The organism is Streptococcus sp. A23, assembly GCF_043674155.1.
Classification (GTDB): domain Bacteria; phylum Bacillota; class Bacilli; order Lactobacillales; family Streptococcaceae; genus Streptococcus; species Streptococcus suis_V.
Genome location: NZ_JBIMJP010000014.1, coordinates 42,407 through 53,418 on the forward strand (window position 1 = coordinate 42,407; position 11,012 = coordinate 53,418).

22 protein-coding genes are annotated in these 11,012 nt (G+C 40.9%); 20 read left to right on the top strand and 2 right to left on the bottom strand.

Annotated elements, in window-relative coordinates; translation table 11 throughout:
* From rpmC to rplQ, 20 genes are all read left to right on the top strand, one after another.
* Positions 1-207 (top strand): 50S ribosomal protein L29, encoded by a 207-nt coding sequence (gene rpmC / locus ACHBIE_RS08465; protein ID WP_002936659.1) that lies wholly within the window; start codon positions 1-3, stop codon positions 205-207.
* A 23-nt stretch (positions 208-230) separates the two neighbouring features.
* The gene (gene rpsQ, locus ACHBIE_RS08470; protein ID WP_000440801.1) at positions 231-491 is read left to right on the top strand and encodes a 30S ribosomal protein S17; all 261 of its coding nucleotides are present in this window, start codon (positions 231-233) and stop codon (positions 489-491) included.
* Between the two features lie 24 nt (positions 492-515).
* Entirely contained in the window at positions 516-884 is a 369-nt protein-coding gene (gene rplN, locus ACHBIE_RS08475) for a 50S ribosomal protein L14 (RefSeq protein ID WP_002936658.1), read from the top strand.
* An 84-nt stretch (positions 885-968) separates the two neighbouring features.
* Entirely contained in the window at positions 969-1,274 is a 306-nt protein-coding gene (gene rplX, locus ACHBIE_RS08480; RefSeq protein ID WP_002936656.1) for a 50S ribosomal protein L24, read from the top strand.
* A gap of 23 nt (positions 1,275-1,297) precedes the next feature.
* Entirely contained in the window at positions 1,298-1,840 is a 543-nt protein-coding gene (gene rplE / locus ACHBIE_RS08485) for a 50S ribosomal protein L5 (RefSeq protein ID WP_002936653.1), read from the top strand.
* 14 nt (positions 1,841-1,854) lie between these two features.
* Entirely contained in the window at positions 1,855-2,040 is a 186-nt protein-coding gene (locus ACHBIE_RS08490; RefSeq protein WP_002936651.1) for a type Z 30S ribosomal protein S14, read from the top strand.
* Positions 2,041-2,231: 191 nt separating this feature from the next.
* A complete protein-coding gene (gene rpsH, locus ACHBIE_RS08495; RefSeq protein ID WP_002936647.1) occupies positions 2,232-2,630 on the top strand; it encodes a 30S ribosomal protein S8 in 399 nt (132 codons plus the stop codon).
* A 241-nt stretch (positions 2,631-2,871) separates the two neighbouring features.
* Complete coding sequence (gene rplF, locus ACHBIE_RS08500) at positions 2,872-3,408, top strand: 50S ribosomal protein L6 (protein ID WP_002936644.1); 537 nt, start codon at positions 2,872-2,874, stop codon at positions 3,406-3,408.
* Positions 3,409-3,496: 88 nt separating this feature from the next.
* Complete coding sequence (gene rplR, locus ACHBIE_RS08505; protein ID WP_002936641.1) at positions 3,497-3,853, top strand: 50S ribosomal protein L18; 357 nt, start codon at positions 3,497-3,499, stop codon at positions 3,851-3,853.
* A gap of 18 nt (positions 3,854-3,871) precedes the next feature.
* The gene (rpsE, locus tag ACHBIE_RS08510; protein ID WP_105111775.1) at positions 3,872-4,366 is read left to right on the top strand and encodes a 30S ribosomal protein S5; all 495 of its coding nucleotides are present in this window, start codon (positions 3,872-3,874) and stop codon (positions 4,364-4,366) included.
* Between the two features lie 14 nt (positions 4,367-4,380).
* Positions 4,381-4,563, top strand: a complete 183-nt coding sequence (gene rpmD / locus ACHBIE_RS08515) for a 50S ribosomal protein L30 (RefSeq protein WP_002936638.1) — start codon at positions 4,381-4,383, stop codon at positions 4,561-4,563.
* A gap of 143 nt (positions 4,564-4,706) precedes the next feature.
* Positions 4,707-5,147, top strand: a complete 441-nt coding sequence (gene rplO / locus ACHBIE_RS08520) for a 50S ribosomal protein L15 (RefSeq protein ID WP_105107796.1) — start codon at positions 4,707-4,709, stop codon at positions 5,145-5,147.
* A 13-nt stretch (positions 5,148-5,160) separates the two neighbouring features.
* A complete protein-coding gene (gene secY / locus ACHBIE_RS08525; RefSeq protein WP_105122396.1) occupies positions 5,161-6,471 on the top strand; it encodes a preprotein translocase subunit SecY in 1,311 nt (436 codons plus the stop codon).
* Positions 6,472-6,564: 93 nt separating this feature from the next.
* The gene (locus tag ACHBIE_RS08530) at positions 6,565-7,206 is read left to right on the top strand and encodes an adenylate kinase (protein ID WP_105122395.1); all 642 of its coding nucleotides are present in this window, start codon (positions 6,565-6,567) and stop codon (positions 7,204-7,206) included.
* A 121-nt stretch (positions 7,207-7,327) separates the two neighbouring features.
* On the top strand, positions 7,328-7,546 hold the full coding sequence (infA, locus tag ACHBIE_RS08535; RefSeq protein ID WP_002936627.1) for a translation initiation factor IF-1: 219 nt from the start codon (positions 7,328-7,330) through the stop codon (positions 7,544-7,546).
* Positions 7,547-7,570: 24 nt separating this feature from the next.
* Positions 7,571-7,687: a 50S ribosomal protein L36 gene (rpmJ, locus tag ACHBIE_RS08540; RefSeq protein ID WP_001808836.1), complete on the top strand. Its 117-nt coding sequence runs from the start codon at positions 7,571-7,573 to the stop codon at positions 7,685-7,687.
* Positions 7,688-7,706: 19 nt separating this feature from the next.
* Positions 7,707-8,072, top strand: a complete 366-nt coding sequence (gene rpsM, locus ACHBIE_RS08545) for a 30S ribosomal protein S13 (protein WP_002936622.1) — start codon at positions 7,707-7,709, stop codon at positions 8,070-8,072.
* 17 nt (positions 8,073-8,089) lie between these two features.
* The gene (gene rpsK, locus ACHBIE_RS08550) at positions 8,090-8,473 is read left to right on the top strand and encodes a 30S ribosomal protein S11 (protein ID WP_004195509.1); all 384 of its coding nucleotides are present in this window, start codon (positions 8,090-8,092) and stop codon (positions 8,471-8,473) included.
* 44 nt (positions 8,474-8,517) lie between these two features.
* Positions 8,518-9,456, top strand: a complete 939-nt coding sequence (locus tag ACHBIE_RS08555; protein WP_105111778.1) for a DNA-directed RNA polymerase subunit alpha — start codon at positions 8,518-8,520, stop codon at positions 9,454-9,456.
* A gap of 15 nt (positions 9,457-9,471) precedes the next feature.
* Positions 9,472-9,858: a 50S ribosomal protein L17 gene (rplQ, locus tag ACHBIE_RS08560; protein WP_024532345.1), complete on the top strand. Its 387-nt coding sequence runs from the start codon at positions 9,472-9,474 to the stop codon at positions 9,856-9,858.
* A gap of 274 nt (positions 9,859-10,132) precedes the next feature.
* Here rplQ and ACHBIE_RS08565 read toward each other — a convergent pair whose 3' ends face one another.
* Positions 10,133-10,318, bottom strand: coding sequence for a hypothetical protein (locus ACHBIE_RS08565; protein WP_105122394.1), 186 nt, complete (start codon positions 10,316-10,318; stop codon positions 10,133-10,135).
* 355 nt (positions 10,319-10,673) lie between these two features.
* On the bottom strand, positions 10,674-11,012 hold a 339-nt coding region (locus tag ACHBIE_RS08570), incomplete at its 5' end, for an integrase core domain-containing protein (RefSeq protein WP_394733143.1).

Consider the following 11,012-nt stretch of genomic DNA (forward strand, 5'->3'; position numbering starts at 1 on the left):
ATGAAACTTCAAGAAATTAAAGATTTTGTAAAAGAACTTCGTGGCCTTTCTCAAGAAGAACTTGCTAAGAAAGAAAACGAATTGAAGAAAGAACTCTTCGAACTTCGTTTCCAAGCTGCTGCTGGTCAACTTGAGCAAACTGCTCGTTTGAACGAAGTGAAGAAACAAATTGCACGTATCAAAACTGTGCAATCTGAAACTAAATAATAGATTGGGAAAGGAGAATTTCAATGGAACGCAATAATCGTAAAGTTCTTGTTGGACGCGTAGTATCTGACAAAATGGACAAAACAATCACAGTTGTAGTTGAAACAAAACGTAACCACCCAGTCTATGGTAAACGTATTAACTACTCTAAAAAGTACAAAGCTCATGATGAAAACAATGTTGCTAAAGAAGGCGATATCGTTCGTATCATGGAAACTCGCCCGCTTTCAGCTACAAAACGTTTCCGTCTTGTAGAAGTTGTGGAAGAGGCAGTTATCATTTAATCAACCTGAAAGGAGAAAATTGACATGATTCAAACAGAAACTCGTTTGAAAGTTGCTGACAACAGTGGCGCACGTGAAATCTTGACAATCAAAGTTCTTGGTGGTTCAGGACGTAAATTCGCGAACATCGGCGACATCATCGTTGCTTCAGTAAAACAAGCTACTCCTGGTGGTGCGGTTAAAAAAGGTGACGTTGTCAAAGCCGTTATCGTTCGTACTAAGACAGGTGCTCGTCGTGCAGATGGTTCATACATCAAATTCGATGAGAATGCAGCAGTTATCATCCGTGAAGACAAAAACCCTCGCGGAACTCGTATCTTTGGCCCAGTGGCACGTGAATTGCGTGATGGCGGTTTCATGAAAATCGTTTCATTGGCACCAGAAGTACTTTAATTTAGAATCTAACAAACTAAGTCCCCTGGTTAAATCACTAACCAGGGTGCCCATTAGGGCGTAAGAAATCATAGGAGAAATCAAATGTTTGTAAAAAAAGGCGATAAAGTTCGCGTAATCGCTGGTAAAGACAAAGGCGTTGAAGCAGTTGTCGTAACAGCACTTCCAAAAGTAAACAAAGTTATTGTTGAAGGTGTTAACATCGTTAAGAAACACCAAAAACCAAACAGCGAAAACCCTCAAGGCGCTATCGTTGAAAAAGAAGCTCCAATCCATGTGTCAAACGTTCAAGTTCTTGACAAAAATGGTGTTGCAGGACGCGTTGGTTACAAGTTTGTAGACGGCAAAAAAGTTCGCTACAACAAAAAATCAGGCGAAGTGCTTGATTAATCACGAAGGAAAGGAGAAGTATAATGGCAAATCGTTTAAAAGAAAAATATCTTAATGAAGTAGTTCCTGCTTTGACTGAACAATTCAACTATTCTTCAGTTATGGCTGTGCCAAAAGTTGATAAGATCGTTTTGAACATGGGTGTTGGTGACGCTGTTTCTAACGCTAAAAACCTTGAGAAAGCTGCTCAAGAATTGGCTTTGATCTCAGGTCAAAAACCACTTATCACTAAAGCTAAGAAATCAATCGCCGGCTTCCGTCTTCGTGAGGGTGTTGCAATCGGTGCGAAAGTAACTCTTCGTGGCGAACGTATGTATGAGTTCTTGGACAAATTGGTTACAGTTTCACTTCCACGTGTACGTGACTTCCACGGTGTACCAACTAAGTCATTCGACGGACGTGGTAACTACACACTTGGTGTGAAAGAGCAATTGATCTTCCCAGAAATCAACTTCGATGATGTTGATAAAACTCGCGGTATGGATATCGTTATCGTTACAACTGCTAACACTGACGAAGAATCACGTGCATTGCTTACTGGCCTTGGTATGCCGTTTGCAAAATAAGAGGGAGAGAATAAATGGCTAAAAAATCAATGATCGCTAAGAACAAACGCCCAGCTAAGTTCTCTACACAAGCTTACACACGCTGTGAAAAATGTGGACGTCCACACTCAGTTTACCGCAAATTCAAATTGTGCCGTGTATGCTTCCGCGACTTGGCTTACCTTGGACAAATTCCTGGCGTAACAAAAGCTTCTTGGTAGGAATAACTTGCTATTCCCTTGCAATTCGTTGTCAGCACTTCTGGCCATACCTCAGTATTGCCTGCGAAGTGCTTCCTAGATTTGCTTAGGACTAGCAACTTATTCTATATATACACTTACTACTTGTCCGCAAGGACATCATTAACTAGCAAGTGATTCAATCAAACTGCTAGTAAGAGGAGAAACAACAAATGGTTATGACTGACCCAATTGCAGATTTTTTGACACGTATTCGTAACGCTAACCAAGCAAAACACGAAGTGCTTGAAGTACCTGCATCAAATATCAAAAAAGGTATTGCTACAATCCTTAAAAATGAAGGTTTTGTAAAAAACGTTGAATTCATCGAAGATGACAAACAAGGCATCATCCGCGTATTCTTGAAATACGGACCAAACGGTGAAAAAGTTATCACTAACTTGAAACGCGTTTCAAAACCAGGTCTTCGTGTTTACTCAAAACGTGAAGATATTCCAAAAGTTCTTAACGGACTTGGTATCGCAATCATCTCAACATCAGAAGGTCTTTTGACTGACAAACAAGCTCGTCAAAAGAACGTTGGTGGTGAGGTTATCGCCTACGTTTGGTAATCTTTTAGCTTCCAATTTCATCATGTGCCTGTGTTAGAGCGTCTTGGCATACTCGAGTATAGCCTGTGTCGCGCTCTGCCTTGTCACATTTAGAAATTGAAACCTAAAAGCATGATTGCTTCTCAAATGCGATTATGAAACCTGCTCATTCGAACACGGGCTGAAGTCCATGTTTCATCAATGAGCCCCCGTGAAAACTAGTCGTTTTACGGCTTGATAATTTAACAGGAGAATTAAAAATATGTCACGTATTGGTAATAAAGTAATTACATTGCCTGCTGGTGTTGAGCTTGCTCAAAACAACGGTGTGGTAACTGTAAAAGGACCTAAAGGGGAATTGACTCGTGAATTCCCAACTGCTATTGAAATCCGTGTGGAAGGTACAGAAGTTACTCTTCACCGTCCAAACGATTCAAAAGAAATGAAGACTATTCACGGTACTAGCCGTGCTAACCTCAACAACATGGTTGTTGGTGTTTCTGAAGGCTTCAAAAAAGAACTTGAAATGCGTGGTGTCGGTTATCGTGCTCAATTGGCTGGTAACAAATTGACACTTGCTGTTGGTAAATCACATCCAGATGAAGTGGTTGCACCAGAAGGTATCACATTTGAAGTTCCAACACCAACACAAATCGTCGTGTCTGGTATCAACAAAGAAGTTGTTGGTCAAACAGCAGCTTATATCCGTAGCCTTCGTGCTCCTGAGCCATACAAAGGTAAAGGTATCCGCTACGTTGGTGAATTCGTTCGCCGTAAAGAAGGTAAAACAGGTAAATAATAGCTTGCTGAGGTGGCTTAGCCACCTGGCTGACTATTTCTCAAATTGTTTCGTAAGAAACAGAATCATACATTAAGAGGTGAATATTGTGATTTCAAAACCAGATAAAAACAAAATCCGCCAAAAACGCCACCGTCGCGTTCGCGGTAAAATCTCTGGAACTGCTGCTCGCCCACGTTTGAACATTTTCCGTTCTAATACAGGCATCTACGCTCAAGTGATTGATGACGTAGCGGGTGTAACGCTCGCAAGCGCTTCTACTCTTGATAAAGAAGTTTCAAAAGGTACTAAGACAGAACAAGCTGTTGTTGTAGGTAAACTCGTTGCTGAACGCGCGGTAGCTAAAGGTATTTCTGAAGTGGTCTTTGACCGCGGTGGATATCTCTATCACGGACGTGTGAAAGCTTTGGCTGAATCAGCTCGTGAAAACGGATTGAAATTCTAATAGGGAGGACACTAAGAAATGGCATTCAAAGATAACGCAGTTGAAATTGAAGAACGCGTAGTAGCCATCAACCGTGTTACAAAAGTTGTTAAGGGTGGACGTCGTCTTCGCTTCGCAGCTCTTGTGGTTGTTGGTGACCGTAACGGTCGCGTAGGTTTCGGTACTGGTAAAGCTCAAGAAGTACCAGAAGCTATCCGCAAAGCAGTTGAATCTGCTAAGAAAAACATGATCGAGGTACCAATGGTTGGTACAACTATTCCTCACGAAGTTCGTTCAGAATTCGGTGGAGCTCGTGTTATGTTGAAACCAGCTTCAGAAGGTTCTGGGGTTGCTGCCGGTGGTGCAACTCGTGCCGTAATCGAATTGGCTGGTATCGCTGATGTGACATCTAAGTCACTCGGTTCAAACACACCAATCAACATCGTTCGTGCAACTGTTGAAGGTTTGAAACAATTGAAACGTGCTGAAGAAGTGGCTGCACTTCGTGGCATCTCAGTTTCTGATTTAGCATAAGAAAGGAGATACTCATGGCTCAAATTAAAATTACTTTGACTAAGTCTCCAATCGGTCGCAAACCAGAGCAACGTAAAACAGTTGTTGCACTTGGACTTGGTAAATTGAACTCTTCAGTTGTTAAGGAAGATAACCCAGCTATTCTTGGAATGGTGAACGCTATCTCTCACTTGGTAACTGTTGAAGAAGTTAAGTAACTTATACTAAAGTTAACAATAAACAGACTAGGTCGCATGGAGAAATCTTTGCGACTTCTAGTCAATTTTGATAGAAGCGAGTTTGTGGGCGGCTTACTCTAACTCCCCACAGGCGCTAGCATATAAAAGAGGAGAAATATATAATGAAACTTCATGAATTGCAACCTGCAACAGGTTCACGTAAAGTCCGCAACCGTGTAGGTCGTGGTACATCATCAGGTAACGGTAAAACATCTGGCCGTGGTCAAAAAGGTCAAAAAGCTCGTAGCGGTGGCGGTGTTCGTCCTGGTTTTGAGGGTGGACAAACTCCATTGTTCCGTCGTCTTCCAAAACGTGGATTTACAAACATCAACGCTAAAGAATACGCAATCGTTAACCTTGATCAATTGAACGCTTTTGAAGATGGTGCTGAAGTAACACCAGTTGTACTTATCGAAGCTGGTATCGTTAAAGCTGAAAAATCAGGTGTTAAAATCCTTGGTAACGGCGAATTGACGAAGAAATTGACAGTGAAAGCTGCTAAATTCTCTAAATCAGCTGAAGAAGCAATCACTTCTAAAGGTGGCTCAGTAGAAGTCATCTAAGAGGTGACCGCCTATGTTTTTTAAACTTTTAACAGATGCTCTAAAAGTAAAAGCTGTTCGTAAGAAAATCTTATTTACAATTTTTATCCTTTTGGTGTTCAGGATTGGTACACATATCACCGTTCCTGGTGTCAATGCCAAAAGCTTAGAAGCATTGTCAAACGTTCCCTTCCTAAACATGATGAGTTTGGTTTCGGGTAACGCTTTGAAAAATTTCTCTGTTTTTGCACTGGGTGTCAGCCCTTATATCACGGCTTCGATTATTGTTCAACTGCTTCAGATGGACATTTTGCCGAAGTTTGTAGAGTGGGGCAAGCAGGGCGAGGTTGGTCGTCGGAAATTAAACCAGGCGACTCGCTATATTTCCTTGGTTTTGGCCTTTGTCCAATCCATGGGGATTATCGCCAGCTTTAATGCCCTATCAGGAGCACGACTGACCAATATGCCAATGACTTGGCAGACCTATCTTTTGCTGGGTTCTATCTTGGCAACCGGTTCTGTCATTGTGACTTGGTTGGGAGAACAAATTTCTGATAAGGGCTATGGTAACGGAACATCAATGATTATCTTTGCGGGAATCATTTCATCCTTGCCAGATACTTTTAGAGAAATTTATATCGACCGTTTTGTCAATATTGAGGCTAGTCGGATTACAGAATCCATCATTTATGTTGGACTTTTGATTGTACTCATCTTGTTTGTAGTCTACTTTACAACCTACATTCAACAAGCTGAATACAAGATTCCGATTCAATATACAAAACGTGCTCAAGGTGCGCCATCTAGCTCATATCTTCCCTTAAAATTGAATCCTGCAGGCGTTATCCCCGTTATCTTTGCCGGGTCTATCACTGCACTACCAAGTTCTTTGATTCAATTTTTTGCTAGTCAAAACAGAAGTGCGGGTTGGTTACTAGGTATTCAAGAGTATTTTGATTATTCCACTGTTAAAGGGATGCTGGTATATGCTGGATTGATTATCATTTTTACCTTTTTCTATACATTTGTACAGGTAAATCCTGAGAAAACGGCAGAGAGTCTTCAAAAAAGTGCGGCATATATCCACGGTGTTCGTCCAGGTAATGGAACGGAGAAGTATTTCTCTGTCCTGTTGAAACGTCTGGCGACAGTTGGTGCCTTGTTCTTGAGTTTTGTAGCCTTGTTACCAATTCTTGCTCAAAATATTTTTGGTCTTTCTTCCAATATTGCCTTCCTGGGTACTAGTTTGATTATCTTGATTATGACAAGTATCGAGGGTATCAAGCAATTGGAGGGATACCTTCTCAAGAGAAAATATGTAGGCTTTATGAACGTAACAGAATAGAATATAGGTTGACCTAGTCAACCTTCTATTTTGTTTTTAGATAAGTTTGTCAATTGTGGCAAATTTATGTGAAAACAAAATAAGGAGTTTGTCATGAATCTTTTAATTATGGGTTTGCCAGGTGCTGGTAAAGGGACTCAAGCGGCTAAGATTGTTGAAAAATTTAATGTTGCTCACATTTCTACAGGCGATATGTTCCGTGCTGCTATGGCTAATCAAACGGAAATGGGGTTACTTGCTAAATCGTATATCGACAAAGGCGACTTGGTTCCGGACGAAGTAACCAATGGTATCGTCAAAGAGCGTTTGGTGCAAGACGACATCAAGGAAAAAGGTTTCTTGCTAGATGGTTACCCACGTACGATTGAACAAGCGCATGCCTTGGATGCCAACCTAGCAGATCTAGGAATTGAACTTCAGGGTGTTATCAACATTGAAATCGATCCATCTAAATTGGTTGAGCGTCTTAGCGGTCGAATCATCCATAAAGAAACCGGTGAAACCTTCCATAAAATCTTTAACCCACCTGTTGGAGATTATAAAGAAGAAGATTTCTATCAGCGTGAAGATGATAAGCCTGAATCTGTTCAACGCCGTTTGGAGGTCAATATTGCCCAAGGTCAACCAATTATTGACCACTATCGTGCCAAAGGTTTGGTCCATGATATTGAGGGAGACCAAGACATCGAACTTGTTTTCCAAGCAATTGACACAGTCTTGTCAAATTTAAAATAATCTAATGGATTTGGCTTGCATTTTTCTTGTGAAAGTGATAAAATAGCCTAGTCTGACTTATAATTGTTACCTCTGTGTTCAGAGGGCATCAAATCGATATTTAGAGAGGGGATACTTTTGCATGGCAAAAGAAGATGTGATTGAAATTGAAGGCAAAGTAGTTGATACAATGCCAAATGCTATGTTTACTGTTGAGTTGGAAAATGGACACCAAGTCCTTGCAACTGTTTCTGGTAAAATCCGTAAGAACTACATTCGTATTTTGGTCGGAGACCGCGTAACTGTTGAGCTTAGTCCGTATGACTTGACTCGTGGACGTATCACATACCGCTTTAAATAGCCGAAATACTTGGAGGGATAAAACATGAAAGTAAGACCATCGGTCAAACCAATTTGCGAATACTGCAAAGTTATTCGTCGTAATGGTCGTGTTATGGTGATTTGCCCAGCAAACCCTAAACACAAGCAACGTCAAGGTTAAAATATAGAAAGGAGAAAACATGGCTCGTATTGCTGGAGTTGACATTCCAAATGACAAACGTGTAGTTATTTCATTGACATACGTATACGGTATCGGTCTTGCAACATCTAAAAAAATTCTTGCAGCTGCAGGCATTTCAGAAGATGTACGCGTGAAAGATTTGACATCAGATCAAGAAGATGCTATTCGTCGTGAAGTTGATGCAATCAAAGTTGAAGGTGACCTCCGTCGTGAAGTTAACTTGAACATTAAACGTTTGATGGAAATCGGTTCATACCGTGGAATCCGTCACCGTCGTGGACTTCCTGTCCGTGGACAAAACACTAAAAACAATGCTCGTACTCGTAAAGGTAAAGCCGTTGCGATTGCAGGTAAGAAAAAATAATATAGGAGGTAGAAAAATTGGCTAAACCAACACGTAAACGTCGTGTGAAAAAGAATATCGAATCTGGTATTGCACATATTCACGCTACATTTAATAACACTATTGTTATGATTACTGATGTGCATGGTAACGCTATTGCTTGGTCATCAGCTGGTGCTCTTGGTTTTAAAGGTTCACGTAAATCTACACCATTCGCAGCCCAAATGGCTTCAGAAGCAGCTGCTAAATCTGCACAAGAACACGGTCTTAAAACAGTTGAAGTTACCGTTAAAGGCCCAGGTTCAGGTCGTGAGTCTGCTATCCGCGCTCTTGCTGCCGCTGGTCTTGAAGTAACAGCAATTCGTGATGTGACTCCTGTACCACACAATGGTGCTCGTCCTCCAAAACGTCGCCGTGTATAATCATACCAACCATACACAGCTTTTCGTTTAAGAGGGAGTAAGAAATGATTGAGTTTGAAAAACCAACAATAACAAAAATTGATGAAAATAAAGATTACGGCAGATTTGTAGTCGAACCGCTTGAACGTGGTTACGGAACAACTCTTGGTAACTCTCTTCGTCGTGTACTTCTTGCTTCACTTCCGGGTGCTGCAGTAACATCAATTAAGATTGATGGTGTACTCCACGAATTCGACACAGTTCCAGGTGTCCGTGAAGATGTTATGCAAATCATTCTTAACATCAAAGGCATTGCTGTAAAATCTTATGTCGAAGACGAAAAGAAAATTGAACTTGATGTAGTAGGTCCAGCTGCGGTAACAGCAGGTGATATTCTTACAGATAGTGATATTGAAATTGTAAATCCTGATCATTATCTCTTCACAATTGCTGAAGGTGCAACATTTAAAGCGATTTTAACTGTAAATGCAGGTCGCGGTTATGTACCAGCTGAAGGCAATAAGAAAGATGATGCACCAGTAGGTACACTTGCGGTAGATTCAATCTATACGCCAGTTACAAAAGTCAATTATCAAGTTGAGCCAGCTCGTGTTGGTAGCAACGATGGATTTGACAAATTGACACTTGAAATCAGTACAAACGGTACAATTATTCCTGAAGATGCACTTGGGCTTTCTGCTCGTATCTTGATGGAGCACTTGGGTCTCTTTACAGATTTGACTGAAGTTGCAAAATCAGCTGAAGTGATGAAAGAATCTGAAACAGCATCTGATGACCGTATGCTTGATCGTACGATCGAAGAATTGGATCTTTCTGTTCGCTCATACAACTGTCTTAAACGTGCAGGCATCAATACTGTGTTTGACTTGACAGAGAAAACTGAGCCAGAAATGATGAAAGTGCGCAATCTGGGCCGTAAGAGTCTTGAGGAAGTGAAGATTAAACTTGCTGAACTCGGTCTTGGATTGAAAAATGATAAATAAATATAGGAGGAAATCATGGCATACCGTAAACTAGGACGCACTAGCTCACAACGTAAAGCAATGTTGCGCGATTTGACAACTGACCTTTTGATCAACGAATCAATCGTTACAACTGAAGCTCGTGCTAAAGAAATCCGTAAAACAGTTGAAAAAATGATCACACTTGGTAAACGTGGTGACTTGCACGCACGTCGTCAAGCTGCTGCATTTGTTCGTAACGAAATTGCATCTGAAAACTACGATGAAGCAACTGATAAGTACACAGCTACTACAGCTCTTCAAAAATTGTTCTCAGAAATCGCACCTCGTTATGCTGAGCGCAATGGTGGATACACTCGTATCCTTAAAACTGAACCACGTCGTGGTGATGCTGCCCCAATGGCAATTATCGAACTTGTATAAGATCATCAATTTTGTTGAGTGTTATGATGATGGAAGAGAAATCTTCTTAGTCTAGCTCTGGTCTACCGCTGGGCCTGCCCCAGCGGTAACACTCATCATATTGATTTGACGCTTGTTTACGAAATTACTCTAAGCTAGAATAATTTCGTAAGCAGGCGTTTTTTAGCTCTTGTTAACTATGAATGTCGGAGAATTCTTGTGATTCAATAAGTCTGTAGTGTTAGACGCAACTGCCCAATAACGAAGTATATTGGGCGGTTGCACTTGTCCTAAATCACTGAGCTGGATGGTCATAGTGCAGTACCTTATCCAAGAGTGTTTCTAGTGTCTCTTGGTGGATCGCTTGAAAGAATGTGAGTTCCACTTTTCCGAGACGAATTTTCATTAGAATATCGTTTCTGCCTTTCTTCTCAAAGCGACGAGATTTGGGAACAGTCAATGGGACGATGGGGTGTGATATAAAAAAATCCTCCAGTTCTGTTTTCTCTAACAGTATACTGGATAATAGGGAAGCTGAAAAGATACTCCGTTATTGGGCGGTTACGTTAGACTCATCTGTTAGCCCAATACGGTGCCCAGTTTAAGTGATGAGGGAGGATCAAAGCTATCAGATGGCCTGGATAATGAATTTTAGGTCTATTAGCTAAGTGATACTGAGAGTGGGGTTAGTTGATGATAGGATGTTGATGAAGAATATCTATCTCTGAGTATGAACTTATTTCTCATTTTCAGGAAGCTTGAAGTTGAGAATGTACCTTTGTCAATGATGTGAGACCAAAAAGGTGATTTTGAAGTTATCCATTTGTTAAGCTTTACTAGGAGCTAGCTTCTAGTAAAGCTTTTCTGATATCGATAGGAGATTTCCAGCCTAAAGTTTGCATAGGGAGTCGATTAGAACGATAAAGATAGGTTTTCATCTGCTTGATCAGATCGTCATAGGAGTAAAAGGTCAAGTGCTGGTAGAAACGTCGGTTATCATTTCGATGACTGCGCTCAACCTTGCCATTATGTCTGGGTGTTCGAGGACGAATTAGTTTGTGCTCAATACCAAGTTCCTGACAAAGTAGGTCTAGGGGGTGAATTTGCTTGGTCTCTTTGAAATGGGTAAACTCAAAACCATTATCCGTTTGAATAATTTTGGGTTTGTATCCAAA